Raw genomic sequence first — 23,412 nt, forward strand, 5'->3', positions numbered from 1 at the left:
ATGTGTTAATTAAAAATATGTTATAATTATTATGTATATATAAATTTTACTAAAAGGAGATTTTTATATGAAAAAAAAGGAATTAATTTTAAACTTAATTAACCAAAAAAAATTTGATGAAGCTGAAACATTAATTGAAAATATAAATGATATAGTTCAAAAAAATAATTTAAATGGATTGTTATATTTCAATAAAGGTGAAATTCAGAAAGCAAAAAACTTTTTTGAAAAAGCTTTAAAAGTTGATCCTAAGAATGATGACGTTTTGTTTAATTATGCGTATATACTGAAATTAATGAATAAAGATTTAGATTCTTGGAGATATTTAATGAGAATAAAAAATAAAGATTGGGCAACGCACGATTTGTTAGGAGATATAGAAATAAACAATAGAAGTAAAGCTGCTGGTATTAAAAATTATTATATTGCGTCAACTCTAACAAAAGATATGTCTATGAAAGAAAAATATGATCTTGCTAAGAAAACTTTTTTTAAAAATATAAAAATAGCTTTTTTATGCTTACCTGGTCTTGATACTTTCATAAAACCCATTTATGAATATATATCATTTTTATATCCGTCTAAACTTGTAATATCAAATAATAGTGAAGAATTGAAAAATGCTGTCAAATGGGCAGATGTTATATGGTTAGAATGGGCTAATGAAGTAGCTAACTTTGTTACAAATAACATCGATTTAAAAGAGAAAAAAGTTGTATGTAGATTACATGGATATGAAGTTTTCACAAATATTCCAGACCAAATAAATTGGAATGCTATTGATCATCTTTTTTTTGTTGCAAGGCACAAAAGAGAAATATTTTTTAAAAGATTCGGTGAGAAAATAAATATTAAAAAAACAAGTATTTTAAGAAATGGAATTGATTTAAGTAAGTTTCAATATCTTAATAAAAAAACTCCCGGAAAAAAACTTGCAATAATAGGAAATATTAATTATAGAAAGGGTTTTGAAATCTTATTATGGGCTTTTTATGAATTAATAAAAAAAGATGACGAATATAGATTATTTATTAGAGGAGATTTTCAAGATATACGTTATAAAATAGCTATAGAAACAATGATTGAAGAATTAAATCTAAAAAAATATATAAAGTTTGTTCCAAGAGTTGAAAACTTATCTATGTGGTTAAAAGATATAGATTATATTATATCATCTTCAATAGAAGAGTCTTTTCATTATACAATTGGAGAAGCTATGGCTATGGGAATAAAACCTGTAATACATGCTTGGAAAGAAAGTAAAGAAATATGGCCAGAAAAAAATATTTTTAGAAACATTGAGGAGTTTTTAGATATTATATTAAACCAAGAATATAACTCAGAAAATTATAGACTTTTTGTAGAAGATAAATATCCTATAGAAAAACAATTGTTTGAAATTGAGAAATTACTTGATAGTTTTGAAAAAGACTTAAATAACTCAGAAAATTATATACTAAATAATAATAGAATTTTAAGATTTAATTATTCAAAAACATCAGAAAATAAATATATATGGTATTTAATGAATGAATTTGGAAGATTTCAATATGGCGGTGGTGAAAGAGTTTTAGTATCTTTTTCAAAAGAGGCTAAAAAATATGGATATAAACTTATTTTTATTTCAAATAATTATACAAAAAAATCTTTGGATATTTTAAAAGATCTTGGATTTGAAGGAGAAATATTGATTATAAATACACCTTTAACAGAATATCCCAGAGATTTTATTAAAATTAGAAATTTTATTGAAGAATTATCTTCTATAAAAGATAAATATCCGCCAGATTTAGTAATAGGACATCCAGTAACTGCAAGTATGTGGTTAGAGGAAGCAAATAAGGTTTTAAAATTAAATGTGAAACATTATTTGATTACTATAGTTAATTTCCTTATTGGAGATATATCCCAAAACATCAAATTTTATAAAGAATCCATAAATAACATATTGCATATAGACGCATTAACAAAAGAGTATCTTGAATTAAGATTAAAAGTTAATAATTTTAATCTTAATGAATATAATTACGTAGGAGTTCCTTATTTTACAATTGATAAATTAAAAAATATAAGATTAAATAATAATTTTGATAGTAAAATTCGAATTATAATGTATCCACGTTTTACCTATACAAAATCCTTTGTATTAAATGCAGTGGAAGATATGGCAAAACTTATTAATAATGGTTATGAGTTTTATGTGAATATAGTAGGTGTTGGTGGATTCAGTAATACTATAAAAGAAATTATAAAATTTCATAATGTTGAAAAGTATATAAAAATAATTCCACTTGAAAAAATTGATTTTAGATTTGTAGCAATACATGATCTTGCAGTAAATACAGGGGTTTCTGCAAGCGAAACATCATATCTTGGAATTCCAACGATTTTTGCAGATACTACACTGTGGTTTAATTTCGTCTCTCAATATACAGGATATATTAATCCAAGAGGAATATTAGGGAAGGACTTTAATCTTGAAGATCCATATTTTGATTTTTATAGTTATAATACATATTATGATATAGTAAAAAGCATATTAGATCTAGAGAATCCCAAAAGATATTTAAGAACTTTGGGAGAAGATTTAAGAAATTATACTAAAGAAGCGTTGAAATTTTATAATGAAGAAAGTGTTTTTAAAAGAATACTTAAATTTTCTGGTATTTTATAAGGGGGAATAAGATGAAAGTTGTAATTTTGGCAGGCGGTTATGGAACACGGTTGGAAGAAGAAACAATAAGAATCCCTAAACCTATGGTTGAAATAGGTGGAAAACCGATACTATGGCATATTATGAAAATATACTCTTACTATGGTTTTGATGATTTTATAATTTGTCTTGGTTATAAAGGATATGTTATAAAGGAATATTTTACCAATTATTATAATCATATGAGTGATATGACAGTAGATTTATCTACAGGAGATATAGAAATACATAATAGTTACTCTGAGAAATGGAAGGTTACATTGGTTGATACGGGATTAAATACAATGACTGGCGGGAGAATAAAGAAAATAAAAAAATATTTAAATAATGAAAGATTTATGCTTACTTATGGTGATGGGGTTGGAAATGTAAACATTAAAAAACTTGTTGAATTTCATGAAAAACATAATAAATTGGCAACTATTACAGTTGTTCAACCAATAGGAAGATTTGGTGTTTTGAATATAGATAAAGATAATTCCGTTAAATCATTTATAGAGAAACCAAAAAGTGAAAATTCGAGAATTAATGCGGGTTTTTTTGTTTTAGAACCACAAGTTATTGATTATATAGTCGATGATAATACTGCGTGGGAAGATGGGCCGCTTGAAAAATTGGCAAAAGAGAGTAACTTAATGGCTTTTCATCATGATGGATTTTGGAAGCCAATGGATACTTTAAGAGATAAGCATGAGCTTGAAAGATTATGGAACACCGGAAAAGCTCCATGGAAATTATGGGAATAAGGAGGAACTACTATGATTGAATTGTTTAAAAAACCATTATTTGTTTTTGAAATGGCAAACAACCATCAGGGAAATGTTGAGCATGGAAAAAGAATTATTCGAGAAATAAAAAAAGTTATTAAAGAATTTGAAGATATATTTGATTTTGCATTTAAATTCCAATATAGGGATTTAGATACGTTTATTCACCCTGATTATAAAAATGATTTTTCTTACAAATATATAAAACGTTTTTCGGAGACAAAATTAAGTGAATCTCAGTTTTTAGAGTTAAAAGATGAATTAGAAAAAAATGAATTTATAACAATGTGTACACCCTTTGATGAGAATTCCGTTAAAAAAGTTATAAAGCATAATTATGACATAATAAAAGTAGCGAGTGCATCTTTTACTGATTGGCCATTGTTAGAGGAAATTTCAAAATATGATAAGCCAATCATTGCTTCAATAGCTGGCGCAACATTAAATGAAATAAGAAATGTTATATATTTCTTTAAACATAGAGGCAGAAATATTAATATTATGCATTGTGTTGCTGCATATCCTACAACAGACGAAAAATTAGAATTAAATCAGATTGATTTGTTGAAAAATGAATTTCCTGACATTAATGTAGGTTTTTCAACGCATGAAAAACCAGATAATTTTGATGCTATAAAAATAGCTATTGCAAAAGGGGCTACCATATTTGAAAAACATGTTGGAATTGAAACAGATAAAATAAAATTAAATGCATATTCTGCTAATCCAGAACAAGTTTATAAATGGTTAAAGTCGGCAAAAAAAGCATATATAATGTCCGGAGTTCGAGGAAAAAGATATTCATTTTCAAAAGGAGAACTTACATCCTTAAAAAATCTAAGAAGAGGTATATTTGCATTAAAAAACATTTCAAAAGGTCAATGTATAACTATGAATGAAGTTTTTTTTGCCATACCAAGACAAAATGGGCAATATGCATCTAATGATATGTCTAAATATAAAAAGTTTGTAGCCAAAAAGGATATTAAAGCATATGAACCGATTTCTGAAAACAATGTTGAGATAAAAGATTTATATCCTCAGATAAAAGAATATGTGAGAGAAATTCTCGATATTGTTAGGAAAAGTAATGTTGTAATTCCAGAAAATAGTGTCTGTGAGCTTTCACATCATTATGGATTGGATAATTTTAAAAACTTTGGAGCAGCAATTATAGACATAATAAATAGAGAATATTGCAAAAAAATAATTATATTACTTCCTGGACAAAAGCACCCTGAACATTATCATAAACAAAAAGAAGAAACATTTAATGTATTATATGGAGATTTTATAATAAATATAGATAGTCAAGAAAGAGTTTATAAAACCGGAGATATTATAATAGTGGAAAGAAATAAAAAACACTCTTTTTATAGTGAAACAGGTGCAGTTATTGAAGAAATTTCAACAACACATTTCAAAAATGATTCATTCTATAGTGATAAAAAAATCCAATCTAACAAACACAGAAAAACACAAATTTATTTAACAGAAGATATGTTATCTTATTAGGTGGAATTATGGATAAATTTAAAGAATTAGAAGATTGATTAAAAAAACAATATATTTCATATTCTGAACAATTTTCTTTATATCATTTAGTAAAAGGAAAAAAAATATTGTTATATGGTTGCGGAAGTGGATGTATAACCTTTTTTTCAATAGTATTAGATAGGTATAATGATATAAAAATAGATGGAATTATCGATAAAAGAGCAGAAAATGGAGAAAAGTTTAGAGATATTCCTTTATTTAACCCAGAATCTTTAAATATACATGACACTGAGAATTATGTAGTAATAATAACTGTTGGAAAGAAAGAATATTATAATGAAATTTTCAATATACTTAAACAAAAGAATTTTAAAAATATTATTTTAGCAAATCAAATATATGAATATCATCTTCATTTTACAAGTCATGAAATAGAGAAAATGAGTTTTTCATATTATAAAAAGCAAAAGGATAAAATATTAAAAGTTTTCACATTATTTTCGGATAAATTAAGTATAGATATTTACTTAAAATATTTAAAAACACATAATATATAAATGCCTCAAGAATTACCTTGTGAAAGTGTGGAAAAGCAATACTTTCCTGATGATATAATTATGAATTACTCGAGGTTTATTAATTGTGGTGCATATAATGGAGATACTATAAGAAATCTTGTAAAATACAAAGGAAAGCAAGAGTCTGTAGTTTGTTTTGAACCAGATTTAATTAATTATAGTAAATTGATTAAATATATTAATAACAATAAAAAAGATATAGCGGATGCAATTTTCGCATATCCATGTGGAGTATATTCTAAAACAACACAAATTTTCTTTTCATCAGGAAATAATACCAACAGTAAAATATCAGCTAATGGAAAAGATCTTATACAAACAGTAAAATTAGATGATGCGTTGATTAATTATTCTCCAACATTTATTCAGATGGATATAGAAGGAGCTGAAATAGAAGCAATAAAAGGTGGTTCCATATTGATCTCTACGTATAAACCTGATTTAGCTATTTGTGTTTATCATAGTGCGGAACATATATGGGAATTTCCATTAATGCTAAATAAATTAAATCCTGATTATAAATTTTATTTAAGAAATTATACTGTATATATAAGTGAAACTGTATTATACGCTAGGAGTGAATAAATGAACGATTTCAAACCGTTAAAAACTATTCAAGGAATGAGTATAAAAGATTTAAAAAATTTTATAAATGAAAAAGACGTATTTATATGGGGTGTTGGGAAATTAGGGAGAGTTATAAAAAAGAATCTTGAAAAATAAAATACATATAAAAGGATTTTGTGATTCAGATACAAAAAAAGTGGGAACCATAATTGAAGATAAAAGAGTTTATTCTTCAAATAAAGCGATTGAATTGGCAAAGAAAAAAAAGGCTGTTTTAATTTTGGCTGCAGCACAATATAAACATGAGATGGAACAAATATGTAAAGAATTTGGATTAAAAAAGAAGATTGATTATATAACTTATATAAATATTAGACGCCCAGAAGCTGTTGTGGAAATATCGGGGATATGTAATTTAAATTGCGTATTTTGTCCGCAAGGAAATATGAAAATAAAGAAAGGAATAATACCTTATAGAATATATAAGGGAGTGGCACCTAAAACTATTTTACCAGAGGTAAAATTTAAAAACAAGTAAATAATACATCAAGTAAATAATAAACAATAAAAAATTCTCAACAAAAAACTATTAATATTAAAATATATAGCTAAAGATACTTAAACCAATATAATATATTCACTTTTCAAAGAGCATAATAATAATAATAATAATATAATTATTAATAATTATTCTATACTAATTATACGAGGGAGAGGTTTTTTAAAAGCGTTGGAAAGAAACGGTTTTAAAATAGAAGCTTTTTTAGATAGTTCTCCAAAACTTATTGGAGAGTATTATGAAGGGATACCTATTTTAGATCCGAAAGAAATTTTTGAAGACAAAAATAAATTAAACAATGCTTTTATACTTACGGCAAGTGTAGATAAAAAAAATAAAGAAATGTTTAAAATATGTGAAAAATATGGATTAGAGAAAGGTAAAGATTTTATAAACATCCAAAGGTTTACACCATATTATCCAGTAATTGAAATTTCCGGTTCTTGTAATTTAAGTTGCATTAGCTGTCCAAGAGGGGATTTTAAAAACAGGTTTAAAAAGACTGGGTTTATGAATATAACAGATTATGAAAGAGTAATAAAAAAACTGATTGCCGAGATGCCTTTTTTATACTTGGTAGATTTATATGTTTGGGGAGATCCTTTTTTACACCCTAAACTCCCCGAAATTATAAAAATAAATAATAAATATGGAATTGCTGGTGGTATATCGACTAATCTAAATTATGGAAATAATATTGAAGAAATTATAAAATCAAAACCTCCACAAATAAGAGTTTCAGTTTCAGGATATGGTTCGGAACATTATGAAATAACCCATAAAAATGCAAAATGGGATATATTCAAACTGGAAAATTACCAACTAATGCTCAAAAAGGTGCGGATATAATGTTAGTATCACTTGATGATATGCTTAAAAATGCGAAGAAAGAAAAAGATAAGAATTGCCTTTTAAAAAGAATTGTGCCTGTAATAAATTGGGATTTATCTGTAATGCAGTGTTGTAATTACACATATAGAAAATTAGCAGATAATTATCTTGATATAACATTTGAAGAAGTAATTAAATTAAGAGAAAACCACCCTTTATGCAAAACGTGTCAAAAATATGGATTACATAGATATTTTAATCCTTTATATTATTCTGATTATATTGATAATTTATTAAAGGTGGAGATAAAAAATGAATAAATGTCGTGTGTGTGGTGGAGAAGTTGAAACACTATATAGTATTGAAAATTTACCAGCAAAATCCCAATTTTTCCCTGATGAACATAGTTTAAGAAAAGATAAAAGTATATCTTTAAATATTGCTCAATGTACATCATGCGGGCTCATACAATTGATTAATGAGCCCGTTTCATATTATAAAACAGTAATTAGGGCTACATCTGTATCAAGTGAAATGAAAAAATTCAGATTAAAACAATTAAAACAGTTTTTTGAGAAATATGATTTATATAATAAAAAGTGTATAGAAATAGGAAGTGGAAATGGTGATTATTTAAGTATATTAGCAGAAATTAGCAAAAATGTATATGGTTTTGAATATTCTAGTGAGAATATAAAATATATAAAAGAAAAAGGCTTAAAAGCTATTCAAGGATATATAGATACTGAAAAATATGAATTACCAGATAAACCATATGATGCCTTTTTTATGTTTAATTTTTTAGAACATGTGCCAGAGCCAGTAACCTTTTTAAGAGGTTTATCAAATAATTTAAATGATAACGGAATTGGTATAATAGAGGTTCCAAATTTTAACATGATAAAAAAAGAAAAAATGATTTCAGAATTTACCATAGATCATCTATCTTATTTTACAAAAGAAACGTTTGAAATAACTTTAAGAATAAGTGGATTTGAGATAATTGAAATAAATGAAATATGGAATGACTATATAATATCAGCAATAGTAAAAAAAAGAAAGAAATTAAATTTCTCTGGATTTCAGGCATTTCAGGAAACATTGAAGAAAAATATTTATGATTTTATTAACAAATATCCAGATTTTGCAATTTGGGGAGCTGGGCATCAAGCATTATTTGTAATGGCTGCTTTGAATTTAGGAGATAAATGTAGATATGTTATAGATTCTGCAAAATTTAAGCAAAATAAATATACTCCAGCAACGCATATTAAAATAGTATCCCCTAACTATTTAAGAGAAAACCCTGTTAAGGCGATTATTATAATGGCGGGAAGTTATTCCCATGAAATAAAACAAAAATTATTAGAAGAATATCCTGAAATAAAAATAGCGATTTTAGAAAAGAATAAATTGAAAATAATATAACGGAGGTAAGATGATGAAGAAAAAAATTGATTATAAAGTTCAAGAGAGCGAAGATTTAAAAAGGAATGAATTAAAAGAGAAAAAACCTTATGTTTATGAAAAAATTTTAAAATTTGAAGAAAAAGTAAAGCGTGGAGAAAGCATTGCTATAATACAATTTCAGTATAATTATGCATGTAATTTTAATTGTGTTCACTGTGGTATTTCGCAACTAAGAAAACCCGGTGCAAGGAGTTTTACACCAGAAGATGTCAAGGAATTATCTAGACAAGCTGATGAAATGGGTTTAGCCCATTTTGTTATAACTGGTGGAGAACCATTGGTTTTTCCAGATTTAGATGAGGTAATAAAAGCCATAGATCCACAGAAATTTTATATATCCCTTGATACAAATGGATGGTATTTTGATGAAGAAAAAGCTTTTCATTTGAAAGAATTGGGAGTTGACAAAATACAATTAAGTCTTGATAGTTTAAATGAAATAGAGCATGATGAATTTAGAAAGAAAAAAGGTTCTCATGCAAGAGCATTAAGAGCTATAGATGCTGCAAAAAAAGCAGGGTTAAACATTATAATTCAAACAGTAGTTACCAAACAAAGGGTTTATTCTGAAGAGTTTGAAGAATTTTTGAAATTTTTAAACAGCAAAGATGTAGGTGTTTTTGTAACTTATGCAAAACCTGTAGGAAACTGGGAAGGAAACTATGATGTATTAGTAACTAAAAAGGATATGGATTATGTTAGAGAACTTGAAAAGAAATATAATGTATTTACACATTTAACTCCTGGATATGGTTTGGATCTTGGATGCATTGCAGTAAAAAGAATGATATCAGTTACTCAATATGGCGATGTTATGCCATGTCCATATATACATGCATCGTTAGGAAATGTGTTTGAAGAACCATTAAAAGATATCATTGAAAGAGGATTAAAGATAAAATGGTTCGGAAAATATGTTGATACATGCTTAATTGCAGAAGACAAACACTTTATAGAAGAATACGATTCGAAAAGAATATATGGGAATAAACCATTACCAGTACCGTGGTTTAAAGTTTTTGATGAGAACGACTACATAAAAGATGAAGAAAAACTCAAAACAGAGAAAACAAAAAATGGGTATTTAAGATGGAGGAAATAAGATGAAACTAAATCAAAGATTTGAAGAAGACCTTGATTTTATTTTGAAAGAATTAAAAGAAGAATTTAAAAAAATAAAAAATGAAAAAATTTTTATTACAGGTGGAACAGGATTTTTTGGTAAATGGTTTTTAGGAAGTATATTAAGAGCTAATGAGAAATTGAATACAAATATAAAAATTGGTGTATTGTCAAGAAATCCAGAAAAATTTAAGAAAAATTTTCCGTACTTAAGTAATGAAAAATATGTAAATTTTTATAAAGGAGATATTAGAAATTTTGATTTTCCAAATGAAAAATTTTCATATATTATACATGGAGCCAGCGCTTCTGCAGAAGGATGGTTCAAAGGTGAAAATCAAATTATCAGAATTGAAACTATAACTGCTGGCACAAAAAGAATTTTAGAATTTGCAAAGAAAAACAAAATAAAAGGTTTTTTATATATGAGTTCCGGTAAGGTTTACGGAACTCATTCTGATATTTACGAAAAAATTCCTGAATACTATTGTGGAAATTTATGTTTTGAAGATCCGAATGCGGCATTATCAATCGGGAAAAAGATGGCTGAATTTTTAACTTTAGAATATTCGAAAAACTATAATATTCCAGTAAAAATAGCCAGGGGATTTGCTTTTGTAGGACCTTATTTGCAATTGAATTTGCATTATGCTATTGGAAATTTTATTAGAGACGCCTTGAAAGGAGGTCCAATAGTAATAAAGGGAGATGGGAAAGCATTAAGATCATATTTATATGCAGCAGACGCAATAATATGGTTTTTTAAGATATTGATAAATTCAAAAAATAGATCAATATATAATGTTGGATCAGAAAATATTGTATCAATAAAAGAAGTAGCTGAATTAATCAATTCCGTATCTAATAAAAAAATGGAAATTATAATTCAAAAAAAGGAAATTTCAAAAAAAGTAGATAAATATATACCGTCAACGAAAAAAATAAAAGAAGAACTTGGAGTGAGAGAGTATACATCTTTAAAAGATGCAATAATAAAAACTATAGATTTTTATAGAAAAGAGGGATTAAAATGATGAAACTTTCCGATTATGTTTTTAATTTTATTGCAAATTTAGGGGTAAAACATGTGTTTATGCTTCCAGGTGGAGGTTGCATGCATCTTGTAGACTCACTGGGAAAAAATAAAAGATTAAAATATATAACCAATTTAAATGAGCAAGCAGTTTCTATTAGCGTTGAGTCATATGCTCAGGCTACAAATAATATAGGGGTGGGCTTAGTAACCACTGGACCTGGAGGAACAAACGCAATAACTGGAGTTGCTGCTGGATGGGTTGATTCAACTCCTATGTTAATAATTTCCGGACAGGTTAAAACTAAGGATATGATTAAAGATTCAAAATTAAGGCAAAAAGGTTTTCAAGAAATTGATATAATATCTTTAGTAAAACCAATTACAAAGTATGCAGTAACGATAACAGATGCAGAAGACATTAGATACCATCTTGAAAAAGCTGTTTATCTTGCAACTACAGGACGACCAGGACCAGTATGGATCGATATTCCATTGGATATACAGGCTGCGATTATAGATGAAAAAAAATTAAAAGGTTATATTCCACCAAAATCAAATTTTGATGATGATATAGATAAAAAAATTGAGTTATTAATTGAAATGATAAAAGAATCAAAAAAGCCAGTAATACTTGCTGGAAATGGCATAAGATTAGCAAAAGCGGAAAAATTATTTTATTCAGTTATTGAAAAATTAAATATTCCAATATTATTAACTTGGAAAGCTATAGATTTTCTTGATGAAAATGATCCATTAAATTTTGGAAGACCTGGAGCTATCGCCTCAAGATATGCCAATTTTATACAACAAAAGTCCGATCTTTTTATTTCTATTGGTGCAAGATTAGATACAGGGCAAACAGCATATAATCATAAAAATTTTGCACCATATGCAAAAAAAGTCATAGTAGATGTGGATAAAAATGAAATAGATAAATTAGAAATGGATATAGAGTTAAAAATTGTAAGTGATGCATATAGATTTTTAGATATATTAAATAGAAAAATAAGAAAAATAGAATTTAAGAGAAAAGATAAATGGTTAAGTTTCTGTAAATCATTAAAAAACAAATATCCTATTATAAAAGATGAATATTATAAAATGAAAGATTTTGTAAATCCATATGTATTAATAGATATTTTGTCAAAAAAATTAAGCAAGAATGATGCAATTATTCCAGGAAGTTCAGGATTATGTAGCGAAATTACTATGCAATCATTTAAAGTAAAAAAAGGACAAAGAGTCTATAATAATGAAGGATTTGGAGCTATGGGATTTGGATTACCTGCTTCAATTGCAGGAGCTATTGCATTAAACAGAAGAACCATATGTATTACAGGAGATGGCGGAATTCAAATGAATATACAGGAATTAGAAACGTTAAGAAGATTGAATATACCTTTAAAATGTTTTATTCTTGACAATAAAGGATACGGTTCTATTGTAAATACACAAAATAACTATTTTAATGGAAATTATGTGGGCAGTAATGAAAGTAGTGGATTAACTTTACCTGATATGAAAAAAATAGCGCATGCATATAGTTTGAAATTTTATGAATTAAGAAATAATAAAGACTTAATTAATAAAATAGACGAAATACTTGATTATGAGGGACCTGTAATTTGTAATGTTAAAATTCCTGAAATTTATACAACTATTCCAAGAACAAAATCAAAAATAGAAAATGGGAAAATAATAACTCTCCCTATGGAAGATCTGTGGCCGTATTTGGATAGAGAAGAATTTAATAATATCATGTCAGAAAAAGAGGGATATTATGAAATATAAGCATTTATTTTTTGATATGGACGGTACTTTATTTGACACATCAGAAGGTATTATATTTTCTATGCAAGAAGCATTTAAAAAAAATAACTTAGAACCTTTATCAAGAGACGAAATACTAAAACTTATAGGTCCAACGTTAGATGAGATTATGGATATAATCTTTGGAATTGAGGATAACCCTTTAAAGTTTAAAATTAGAAAAGATTTTAGAGAGTTATATGCAGAAAAAGGGGTATATATGTTAAATTTATACCCATATGTACTGGAAACATTAGAAGAATTATACAATAAAAATAATAATATGTATATTATAACGTCAAAACCAGAAATTTTTGCCAACAAAATACTAAAAAAGTTTAAGATGGATAAATATTTCAAAAAAGTTGTCGGAGTTCCTTTAGAAGGTAATGTTTTACCAAAAAAAAATAGATTGAAAAAATTAATTACAGAACTTGAAATATCTTCAAATAGTAGTGTGATGATTGGAGATACAAAAAGTGATATTGATGCGGCAAAATATAATAACATTGACATGATATGTGTTTCTTATGGTTTTTGCCAAAACAAATCAAATTTTAATAATTGTACTGTTGTTATAAATAAATTTAATGAATTACTTAAGATCGTGGAGTGATAATATGAATCAATTCTATAAAAACAAAAAAATATTAATAACAGGACACACAGGATTTAAAGGTTCATGGCTTTCATTGTGGTTATTAAAAATGGGAGCAAAAGTAATAGGTTATGCTTTAGATCCTTATACTCAAAGAGATAACTTTGTATTATCAAATATTTCAAAAAAAATAATAGATATACGTGGGGATATAAGAGATTATAATAAATTGAAACAAGTTTTTGAAGAATATAAGCCAGAAATTATTTTTCATTTAGCAGCGCAACCATTGGTTAGATTATCATATGAAACTCCACGAGAAACAATAGAAACAAATGTAATGGGAACAGTAAATGTATTAGAAGCGTTTAGAAATACAAGCGAATCCAAAATATTAATTAACATTACATCAGATAAATGTTATGAAAATCAAGAATGGATATGGGGATATAGAGAAAATGATCCAATGGGTGGATACGATCCATATAGTGCAAGCAAAGGAGCAAGTGAAATAGTTTCAAGTGCATATTTAAGATCATTTTTTAATCCTAAAGAATTTGAAAAACATAATAAGGTCATAGCCACAGTAAGAGCAGGAAATGTAATAGGTGGCGGAGACTGGGCAAAAGATAGAATAATTCCTGATTGTATAAAAGCATTAGAAGAAAATAAACCAATAGAAATTAGAAGTCCTCATGCAATTAGACCTTGGCAACATGTACTTGAACCGTTAAGTGGATATTTACTTTTAGGTACAAAGTTAATGGAAAACCCGGAAAAATATAGTGGCCCATGGAATTTTGGCCCACATTTAAATTCAATAGTAACAGTAAAAAAAATAGTAGAAAAAGTTATAAAATACTATGGAAAAGGTAGATGGAAAGATTTATCAAATAAAAATCATCCACATGAAGCAAAATTATTGAATTTAGATATTAGTAAAGCTAAGTTTTATCTTAATTGGGAACCAACATTAAATATAGATGAAACAATAAAACTAACTGTGGAATGGTATAAAAATTATAAGAAAAATGATGTATTTGATTTATGTATAAATCAAATAGAATATTTCGAGAATAAAATAAAGTGGTTGGAGGATTAAAAATGGAAGAAATAAGAAAAGAAATAATAGAACTTACAAAAAAATATGCAAAAAATAAAATAAAAAAAGAATTTATACCTGGAAAAACAGTAATACCATTTGCTGGAAGAGTATTTGATGAAGGAGAATATATAAATCTTGTTGAAGCATCACTTGATGGATGGCTTACAACAGGAAGATTTGCAGAAAAATTCGAATATGAATTTGCAAAATTTTTTGGAGTAAAAAGTGTAACGTTGGTAAATTCTGGCTCCTCCGCAAACTTGTTAGCATTATCTGCATTAACATCAAAAAAACTTGGAGAAAGAAGAATAAAGCCTGGCGATGAAGTAATAACAGTAGCGGCTGGATTTCCAACTACAGTAAATCCCATAATACAAAATGGAGCAATACCAGTTTTTATAGATGTTGATATACCAACATATAACATAAAAGCAGAAGAAATAGAATCTGCTATTACAGAAAAAACAAAAGCTATAATGATAGCTCATACATTAGGGAATCCTTTTAATTTATATGAAGTAATGAGAGTAGCTAAAAAATACAATTTATGGGTAATAGAAGATATATGTGATGCAGTTGGTTCAACATTTAACGGGAAATTAGTAGGAACTTTTGGAGATATAGCAACAGTAAGTTTTTATCCTGCACATCACATCACAATGGGTGAAGGCGGAGCAATACTGACAAACAACCTACAATTAGAAAGACTGGTAAAATCATTTAGAGATTGGGGAAGAGACTGTTATTGCGAACCAGGGTTCAGTAATACATGTGGAATGAGATTTAAACAACAACATGGAACATTACCTTTTGGATATGATCACAAATATGTATATTCACATATAGGATATAATTTAAAATTAACAGATATGCAAGCTGCGGTAGGAGTTGCACAATTAAAAAAATTACCAGAGTTCATAGAAAAAAGAAAACGAAATTTTAGATTGCTGAAAGAAGGACTTAAAAAATATGAAGAATATCTTATATTACCAGAACCAACACCAAAAAGTGATCCATCATGGTTTGGGTTTCCAATAACTGTAAAAGATAATGACAAATTTTCACGATGGGATATAGTAACTTATTTAGAAGAAAATAAAATAATGACAAGAATGTTATTTGGAGGAAATTTAACAAGACAACCGGCATATGAAGATGTGAAATATAAAATTCATAAAGAGCTAATAAATACCGATATAATAATGAATAATACGTTTTTTATAGGTGTATATCCTGGTATTACAAATGAAATGATTAATTATATAATAAATACATTTGAAAAGTTTTTTGAGAATTATTAATTAGCTTTATTAATAAGACACTCTTTCTATTAATAAATATATTAAAACTTAAATATATCTATATATTTAATCATATAATTAGCTTCGCTAATTTGCACATCAATCCTTTATGATTTGAATATATATAATTATCATATAATTAGCTTTGCTAATTATATGATAATGTGATATAATATTATTAAACTGACAATTTCGGGGGTGAAATAGTGTTAAGCAAGGAATTAGTAAATGAAGTAATCAGGACCGTATTAAAATACGGTGGAGATTTTGCTGAAGTATTTGTAGAAAAAAGATATACCAACACATTTGAAATGAAAAATGGAGACTTAGAAAATGCATCATCTGGCAATACTTTTGGTGTTGGTATAAGAGGATTTTTAAATACTCAAGCAGTATATGCATACACAAATGATTTAAGTAGGGAAAGTTTATTAAATGTAGCAAAAAGAGTTGGAGAAGCTCTTGGCGAAATAAAAATAAAGGATTTAACTTTAAATCTAACAGAAAAGAAATTTGACAATAAGCATGTAGTATTATTATATCCTGAAGATATAACAAAAAAGAAAAAAGTTGATGTTATGAAAAGATCATATAGTTCAGCGAAAAACTATTCTGATTTGATAAAACAAGTAGTTGTTAGATATTGGGAATATAATCAAAATATTTTGGTTGCAAATTCAGAAGGTGTTTTTGCAGAAGATAATAGAGTTAGAACAAGGTTAATGATTTCAGCAGTAGCTGAAGATAATGGAGTAATGGAAACGGGATTTTATGGTCCAGGAGCAGGCATGGGGTTTGAATTTTTCGATAGAATAGATGTAGAGGAAGTAGGTAAGTTAGCAGCAAGAACTGCAGTGAAAATGGTAAAAGCAGAACCTGCACCTGCAGGGAAATTGCCAGTTGTAATTGCAAATGAATTTGGAGGAGTTATTTTCCACGAAGCTGTTGGCCATGCACTTGAAGCAACCTCTGTTGCAAAAGGTGCATCTGTTTTTGCTGGTAAATTAGGACAAAAAGTAGCTGCAGAATGCGTTTCTGCTGTTGATGATGGAACAATACCAAATGCATGGGGTTCAACAAATATAGATGATGAAGGAACACCGACAAGAAGAAATTTGTTAATAGAAAAAGGCGTATTAAAAGGATATATGATAGATAAATTAGGCGGAAGACGAATGAATATGGAACCAACAGGTAGTGCAAGAAGGCAGAATTATACATTTGCTCCAACATCGAGAATGACTAATACTTTCATTTTGCCTGGAGATAATTATCCTGAAGAAATTATTGCTAACACAGAATACGGATTATATGCAAAAAGAATGGGTGGAGGATCTGTAAATCCTTCAACAGGAGAATTTAATTTTGCTGTAAATGAAGGTTATTTAATAGAAAATGGAAAAATAACAAAACCAGTTAGAGGTGCAACATTAATAGGAAAAGGATATGAAATAATACAAAAAATAGATATGGTTGGAAATGATATAGCCAGAGGTCAGGGAATGTGTGGATCTATTTCTGGTAGTATTCCAGCGGATGTTGGACAACCTACTATAAGGGTTTCTGAAATAATTGTTGGGGGGCGAAATAAATGACATATAATGAATTTAAAGATAAAGTATTTAAATTAGCAAAAGAAAAAGGTTTTGAAGCTCAAATAACATATTCTAAAAATTACGAATTTTCAATAAGACTGGCCAATGGAAATATGGATGAATACAAAGATGCAAATAATAGTTCAATCTCTTTAAAAGTATTGAAAAATGGGAAAATTGGATCCGCTTCAACTACAATTTTTGATGCTCCCGAAAGATTGTTGGAAGAAGCAATAACAAATTATGAAATAATTGATTCAGAAGAGGAAAACTTTTTTTATGATGGTAAAGGCGAATATCCTGATATAAAATCATATTATGGAGAATTTGAAAAATTAAGTGTAAAAGAAAAAATGGAAAAATTAAATAAAATGCATGAAATAGCTTCAAAAGATGAAAGTATAATGATGGTTCCTATAACTGTATTAGGCCATCAGGTTACGGAGGTTTCAATGGCTAACACTTTAGGCCTTGAAAAATCATATAAAGGTGACGGTGGATATGCATATATTTCAGTAGTGGCAAAAGATAAATCTCCGAGATCAGGATTTTGGTATGGTCTTACAACAAAACCGGAAAATTTAAATGTTGAAGAAATAAGTCAAAAAGCAGTTGAAGAAGCTAAAGCAAAAATCGGGGCTAAATCTGTTAAAAGCGGAAAATATAGAGTAATTTTTAGAAAAGATGAGTTTGCATCACTAATATCTACTATGTTAATACCTATGATTTCTGCAGAAAACGCACAAAAAAATATGTCACCTTTAAAAGAAAAAATAGGAGAAAAAATAGGTAGTGATATATTAAAAATAAAAGATGTGCCATATTATGAAGGATCATTATCAAATGCCGCATTTGATAATGAAGGTGTTCCTACAAAAGAAAAAAATATCATAGAAAATGGGAAATTTAAAACATTTTTATATAATTTAAAGACAGCAAAAAAAGATGGAAAGGAATCAACTGGCAATGCATCAGGAAGAGGAATTGCTCCAATTAATTTGTTAGTTGAACCAGGAGAACTAAACTTTAATGAATTAATAAAAAAATTAGATAATGGAATAATTATTACATCATTAGAAGGATTGCATTCTGGAGCTAACCCAATTTCAGGGGAATTCTCATTAGGAGCACAGGGATTAAAAGTAGAAAATGGAGAAATTGTTGGTGGTGTTGAACAAATCACAGTTTCAGGTAATTTTCTCAACATTTTAAAAAATATTGAAGCTATTGGAAATGATATGTGGATTTCATTTGGAGGCGCAATTTCGCCATCTGTTATTGTTTCTGAAATAGATATTGCAGGTAATGAATAGGAGAGATTTTTATGGCATTAGATATTAGCAGTCTTGAAAAAGCTATAAATTCTCTGGATACGCTTATCCAAAAAACAAATGATAATGAATTTATGGAATCTCTTGATGTAACATTTAGATATGGAATTAAAGCTGGAGTTATACAGAACTTTGAATTTACATATGAATTATGTTGGAAATTTATGAAAAGATGGCTTGAAGAAAATATAGGGAAAATTTATGTAGATGGCATACCAAGAAAAGAACTCTTTAGATTAAGTTATGAAAATAAACTTATAGATAATGTTCAAAAATGGTTTAAATACCATAAATATAGGAATTTAACGTCTCACACATATAATATTGAAATTGCAGAAGAAGTTTTTGAAGTATCAAAAGAATTTATAAATGATGCTAAATTTTTATTAGAGAGGCTTAAGGAAAAAAATGACTTTTGATATTAAAGAGGAATATTTTAATTTAATTATAAAAATTCTAAAAAAACATATACAGAGTTGTACAATAATAATTTTTGGTTCCAGAATTACTGGTAAATCAAATGAAGCTTCAGATCTTGATATTGCTATTGATTGTGGAAAAAAGTTAGATTTAATAACTTTGTTTGAAATTGAAGAAGATTTCCAGGATTCTAATTTGCCTTTTAGAGTTGATCTCATTGATTGGCAAAGAACTTCCGAAAGTTTTAAAAATATTATATTAAATAATTGCATGAAAATAAAAATATAGCGACTTTGTGTCGCTATATTTTTTAGAGAATTTATATTTTCACAAATTGCCAAATATGTTGCAAATTTGCACATATTGGCAATTTTGTTTATTTACAAACATAAAAAAAAGGTTTATACTTAATCATGTCAGAAAAATTTGAAGGAGGTTATGAAGGATGAGCGTTTATCAAAGAGAATACAATCCAAAAAAACCAAAAGGAATCGAAAATAAAAAAGCCTATCTTGTAGGTTCAGGTATAGCATCTTTAGCAGCAGCATTTTATTTAATAAGAGACGGTCATATAGATGGAAAAAATATTACAATTTTCGAAAGAAAAGATATAAATGGTGGTGCATTAGATGGTATTGGTGATCCAGAAAATGGTTATATCATTCGTGGCGGTAGAGAAATGGAAGAACATTATGAATGCACCTGGGATATGTTTGCAGATATTCCATCACTTGAAGATCCAAACAAAACAGTACTGGATGAAATGAAAGAAATAAATGACTGGGATCCCAACGTATCAGCCCAAAGGGTAATTAAAAGTGGTGGTGAAAGAGTACCCGTTAAAACACTAGGGTTAGAAGAAAAGCATATAAAACAATTAACAAAACTATTTTTAATGAAAGAAAAAGATTTAGGAGCAATGACTGTTGAAGAATTTTTTGATCCATCATTTTTAGAAACAGATATGTGGTTATTATGGAGAAGTATGTTTGCATTTCAAAATTGGCATAGTGTAGTAGAAATGAAAAGATATATGGAAAGATTTATTCATCTATTACCTGGTATGACAGAATTAAGAGATATTTTATTCTCAAAATATAATCAATATGATTCTTTTGTAATACCATTAATAAGATGGTTAGAAAAACATGGAGTTAATTTTGTAAATAACACACAGGTTATAGATCTTGATATAGATATAACAGAAAAAGAAAAAGTTGTAACTGGGATACATCTAATTCAAAATGGAGAAAAGAAATATATAAAAACAACAAGGGATGATTTAGTATTTGTAATAAACGGGTCAATGACAGAAAATTCGACATTAGGTAGCATGGATAAAGCTCCTGAATTAAATACAGAATTAGGCCCTGTATGGAGCTTGTGGAAAAATATAGCTGCAAAAGATCCTGCATTTGGAAGGCCGGAAGTTTTTTATGAAAACATTGACAAAACAAAATGGGAATCATTTACAATGACATTTAAAGATTCAAAAATGGCAGATGTTCTTAGAGATCTTACAGGAAGAGATCCATATTCTGGAAGAGTTGTAACAGGAGGTATTGTAACAATAAAAGATTCAAATTGGTTAATGAGTGTTACATGTAGTAGACAGCCACATTTTGCAAACCAGCCAGATAATGTCTTGGTATTATGGGCATATGGTTTATTCCCAGACAATGAAGGTAATTATATAAAGAAAAAGATGAGCGAATGTACTGGCGAAGAATTATTAAGAGAATTATTATATCATCTTGGTGTAGAAGGAGATTTAATGGAAGAAATTGTGGATAGTGCAATTGTAATTCCAGCAATGATGCCACATATTACGAGTCAATTTATGCCACGTGTAAAAGGAGATAGACCAGAAGTTGTACCAGAAGGAAGCGTTAATTTGGCATTCTTAGGACAATTTGTAGAAATAGAAAATGATTGTGTATTTACTGTAGAATATTCTGTGCGTTCTGCTATTATAGCTGTTTATAAATTATTAAATCTCGATAAGAAAGTTCCTGAAATTTATCCAAGTAAATATGATATCAGACATGTAATAAATGCAACTAAAACTCTATATAGTGGAAAACCTTTACCTGGAGAATTTTTTGTAAAAAAGCTTTTAAAAGATACATCACTTGAAGATTTAATGTAATATAGATTGAGGTAAATAAAACAATAAACCGAGGTAAAACCCTCGGTTTATTGTTTTATCATTAACGGATTTTCAAAATTTGTTTTTATAAAACATATATGTAATTTTATTCCATTTCTTTCTTCCTCCTATTTGCGTTTCTGTATATACTTTTCCATCTTCACCTTCTACTTTTTTCAAATTTCTTTAATGCTCTTTTAATGTCACCTTCAATAATTTTATTTAATTTGTAAGTTAATATTTCCGGGTCCTCATCCATTTTATTTTTTATCCAATCTATAATCATCCCAGTAAGGGCTATTTCATAAAATTTCACAACATAATTTTTATCCTCAATTGAAACATTTAATCCTTTCGATAATTCTTCAACAACATCATAAATAAATTTAGCAACTGTATCATACAAATGTAATTCCAAACGATCTCTATCTATTGAATGATATGCATTTAAAACAATTTTTTTGTTATTTTTTAAATAATATAAAAGATTTAAAAATCCTTTTTGCCAGTTCTCATAATGTTTATTTTCTCCAACAGCTTCTAATATGTCTGTGATGAAAATCCATTCTAATAAATCATAAATATCATGAAAATAATAATATAATGTTCTTCTATTTAGCCCACAATCTTTTACTACATCATTAACGGTTATTTTTGACAAAGGTTTTTCTTTCATTAATTTTTTTAATGAATTTGCTAAAGCTTTTTTTGTTATTTCAGACATACTTATTCTCCTTTAATAGCCTTTTCAATTCTTCTGCACGCTTCTATTATATTGTCTCTTGAAGTTGCAATATTCATTCTCATAAAGCCTTCTCCGTTAGTTCCAAAAGTAATTCCATTATTTAAACCAATTTTAGCTTTTTTTTCAAGTAAATCTTTTAATTCATCCTGAGATAAATTTAATTTTCTAAAGTCTAACCAAACTAAAAATGTTCCTTCTGATTTTATTACTCTTACTTCAGGTATATTTTTTTCAAAATATTCTCTAACAAATTTATAATTTTCTTCGATATATTCCATAGTTTCTATTAACCAATTTTTTCCGTATTTGTAAGCAGCATTTGCTGCAACTAAACCAGCTATATTATGTAAAAATAATCCGCTTTGTTTAATCCAGTTTTTAAATTTATTTTTTAATTTTATATTTTTTATTACAGCAAAAGCATAATGAAATCCTGCTATATTAAAAGTTTTACTTGGTGCCATTAAGATTATTGTGTTATTTGAAACTTCTTCTGAAATAGAAGCAATTGGTATATGCTTAAAATTTTTAAAAGTTAAATCAGCATGTATTTCGTCAGATACAATTAAGACATCGTTTTTTAGACAAATCTCTGCCATTTTTTCTAATTCGTCTTTTTTCCACACTCTTCCTATAGGATTATGAGGACTACATAAAATAAACATTTTAGCATTTTTTGTTTTTCTCTCAAAGTCATCAAAATCTATTTCATAATGATTATTTTCTAATTTTAATTCATTAATTAAAAGTTTTCTATTATTATTTTTTATTGAACTCATAAATGGTGGATAAACTGGAGTTTGAATTAAAATATTATCCCCAGGATTTGTGTATAATTGAATTGAGAAATTTAAAGCGGGAATAACTCCATGCATGGATAATAGCCAATCTTTTTTTATTTCCCAATTATGTTTATATTTTAACCAATTTATTATATTATCTTTTAAATCAACTGGCTCAAAAGTATACCCGTACACCCCATGTTCTATTCTTTCATTTAATGCATGTATAACTTCTTTAGGAGCTTCAAAATCCATATCAGCTACCCACATTGGTAAAACATCTTTTTCTATAAAAAGATGTTTATTCCATTCATACCAGTCCCATTTTATAGAATCTGTGTTTTTTCTATCGATATACTTCATGAAAATTCCTCCTGCTTTTAACAAATCTGGATAATTTGCCTTTTTATTTTTAATAGGGTGTCCAATTAGTAAAG

General features: G+C 27.5%; 23 protein-coding genes. 21 read left to right on the top strand and 2 right to left on the bottom strand.

All coding sequences use genetic code 11. The features are described from left to right. The first annotated feature begins 67 nt into the window (after window positions 1-67). From X275_RS11070 to X275_RS05670, 21 genes are all read left to right on the top strand, one after another. Window positions 68-2,674 (top strand): glycosyltransferase, encoded by a 2,607-nt coding sequence (locus X275_RS11070; RefSeq protein WP_052913673.1) that lies wholly within the window; start codon window positions 68-70, stop codon window positions 2,672-2,674. A gap of 11 nt (window positions 2,675-2,685) precedes the next feature. Then, window positions 2,686-3,459 carry a glucose-1-phosphate cytidylyltransferase gene (gene rfbF, locus X275_RS05580; RefSeq protein ID WP_047267919.1) on the top strand — a complete coding sequence of 258 codons (774 nt, stop codon included), beginning with the start codon at window positions 2,686-2,688 and terminating at the stop codon, window positions 3,457-3,459. A 12-nt stretch (window positions 3,460-3,471) separates the two neighbouring features. Continuing rightward, complete coding sequence (locus X275_RS05585) at window positions 3,472-4,995, top strand: N-acetylneuraminate synthase family protein (protein ID WP_047267920.1); 1,524 nt, start codon at window positions 3,472-3,474, stop codon at window positions 4,993-4,995. A 107-nt stretch (window positions 4,996-5,102) separates the two neighbouring features. Then, window positions 5,103-5,534 carry a hypothetical protein gene (locus X275_RS05590; RefSeq protein WP_047267921.1) on the top strand — a complete coding sequence of 144 codons (432 nt, stop codon included), beginning with the start codon at window positions 5,103-5,105 and terminating at the stop codon, window positions 5,532-5,534. Further along, window positions 5,535-6,140, top strand: a complete 606-nt coding sequence (locus X275_RS05595) for an FkbM family methyltransferase (protein ID WP_052913676.1) — start codon at window positions 5,535-5,537, stop codon at window positions 6,138-6,140. It begins immediately after the preceding gene. Further along, window positions 6,141-6,278, top strand: coding sequence for a hypothetical protein (locus X275_RS11510; RefSeq protein WP_156168704.1), 138 nt, complete (start codon window positions 6,141-6,143; stop codon window positions 6,276-6,278). It begins immediately after the preceding gene. Next, entirely contained in the window at window positions 6,268-6,660 is a 393-nt protein-coding gene (locus X275_RS05600) for a nucleoside-diphosphate sugar epimerase/dehydratase (protein ID WP_047267922.1), read from the top strand. The genes X275_RS11510 and X275_RS05600 overlap by 11 nt, the downstream gene beginning before the upstream one ends. 192 nt (window positions 6,661-6,852) lie before the next feature. Further along, window positions 6,853-7,530 carry a radical SAM protein gene (locus X275_RS05605; protein ID WP_047267923.1) on the top strand — a complete coding sequence of 226 codons (678 nt, stop codon included), beginning with the start codon at window positions 6,853-6,855 and terminating at the stop codon, window positions 7,528-7,530. Next, a complete protein-coding gene (locus X275_RS05610; RefSeq protein WP_047267924.1) occupies window positions 7,530-7,832 on the top strand; it encodes a hypothetical protein in 303 nt (100 codons plus the stop codon). The genes X275_RS05605 and X275_RS05610 overlap by 1 nt, the downstream gene beginning before the upstream one ends. Then, complete coding sequence (locus X275_RS05615; RefSeq protein ID WP_047267925.1) at window positions 7,825-8,940, top strand: class I SAM-dependent methyltransferase; 1,116 nt, start codon at window positions 7,825-7,827, stop codon at window positions 8,938-8,940. Before X275_RS05610 ends, X275_RS05615 begins: the two co-directional genes overlap by 8 nt. 13 nt (window positions 8,941-8,953) lie before the next feature. Then, window positions 8,954-10,084 (top strand): radical SAM/SPASM domain-containing protein, encoded by a 1,131-nt coding sequence (locus tag X275_RS05620; RefSeq protein WP_052913679.1) that lies wholly within the window; start codon window positions 8,954-8,956, stop codon window positions 10,082-10,084. A 1-nt stretch (window position 10,085) separates the two neighbouring features. Next, entirely contained in the window at window positions 10,086-11,138 is a 1,053-nt protein-coding gene (locus tag X275_RS05625) for an NAD-dependent epimerase/dehydratase family protein (protein ID WP_047267927.1), read from the top strand. Continuing rightward, complete coding sequence (locus X275_RS05630) at window positions 11,135-12,931, top strand: thiamine pyrophosphate-binding protein (protein ID WP_047267928.1); 1,797 nt, start codon at window positions 11,135-11,137, stop codon at window positions 12,929-12,931. The genes X275_RS05625 and X275_RS05630 overlap by 4 nt, the downstream gene beginning before the upstream one ends. Continuing rightward, window positions 12,921-13,565: an HAD family hydrolase gene (locus tag X275_RS05635; RefSeq protein WP_047267929.1), complete on the top strand. Its 645-nt coding sequence runs from the start codon at window positions 12,921-12,923 to the stop codon at window positions 13,563-13,565. Before X275_RS05630 ends, X275_RS05635 begins: the two co-directional genes overlap by 11 nt. A gap of 4 nt (window positions 13,566-13,569) precedes the next feature. Beyond that, on the top strand, window positions 13,570-14,649 hold the full coding sequence (gene rfbG / locus X275_RS05640) for a CDP-glucose 4,6-dehydratase (protein ID WP_197072606.1): 1,080 nt from the start codon (window positions 13,570-13,572) through the stop codon (window positions 14,647-14,649). A gap of 2 nt (window positions 14,650-14,651) precedes the next feature. Beyond that, entirely contained in the window at window positions 14,652-15,953 is a 1,302-nt protein-coding gene (gene rfbH / locus X275_RS05645) for a lipopolysaccharide biosynthesis protein RfbH (RefSeq protein ID WP_047267931.1), read from the top strand. A 206-nt stretch (window positions 15,954-16,159) separates the two neighbouring features. Beyond that, window positions 16,160-17,548 (top strand): TldD/PmbA family protein, encoded by a 1,389-nt coding sequence (locus tag X275_RS05650; protein WP_047267932.1) that lies wholly within the window; start codon window positions 16,160-16,162, stop codon window positions 17,546-17,548. Continuing rightward, window positions 17,545-18,861: a TldD/PmbA family protein gene (locus X275_RS05655; protein WP_047267933.1), complete on the top strand. Its 1,317-nt coding sequence runs from the start codon at window positions 17,545-17,547 to the stop codon at window positions 18,859-18,861. The genes X275_RS05650 and X275_RS05655 overlap by 4 nt, the downstream gene beginning before the upstream one ends. A gap of 11 nt (window positions 18,862-18,872) precedes the next feature. Continuing rightward, the gene (locus tag X275_RS05660) at window positions 18,873-19,298 is read left to right on the top strand and encodes a nucleotidyltransferase substrate binding protein (protein WP_047266616.1); all 426 of its coding nucleotides are present in this window, start codon (window positions 18,873-18,875) and stop codon (window positions 19,296-19,298) included. Beyond that, on the top strand, window positions 19,288-19,587 hold the full coding sequence (locus X275_RS05665; protein ID WP_047267934.1) for a nucleotidyltransferase family protein: 300 nt from the start codon (window positions 19,288-19,290) through the stop codon (window positions 19,585-19,587). Before X275_RS05660 ends, X275_RS05665 begins: the two co-directional genes overlap by 11 nt. A 157-nt stretch (window positions 19,588-19,744) precedes the next feature. Next, window positions 19,745-21,448 (top strand): oleate hydratase, encoded by a 1,704-nt coding sequence (locus X275_RS05670; protein WP_047267935.1) that lies wholly within the window; start codon window positions 19,745-19,747, stop codon window positions 21,446-21,448. A gap of 160 nt (window positions 21,449-21,608) precedes the next feature. On the opposite strand, the gene X275_RS05675 is transcribed toward X275_RS05670, so the two are convergent. Beyond that, complete coding sequence (locus X275_RS05675) at window positions 21,609-22,172, bottom strand: TetR/AcrR family transcriptional regulator C-terminal domain-containing protein (protein WP_047266619.1); 564 nt, start codon at window positions 22,170-22,172, stop codon at window positions 21,609-21,611. Window positions 22,173-22,174: 2 nt separating this feature from the next. Further along, entirely contained in the window at window positions 22,175-23,338 is a 1,164-nt protein-coding gene (locus tag X275_RS05680; protein ID WP_047267936.1) for a MalY/PatB family protein, read from the bottom strand. Between the last annotated feature and the right edge of the window lie 74 nt (window positions 23,339-23,412).

This window comes from Marinitoga sp. 1197, assembly GCF_001021165.1.
Taxonomy (GTDB): Bacteria; Thermotogota; Thermotogae; order Petrotogales; family Petrotogaceae; genus Marinitoga.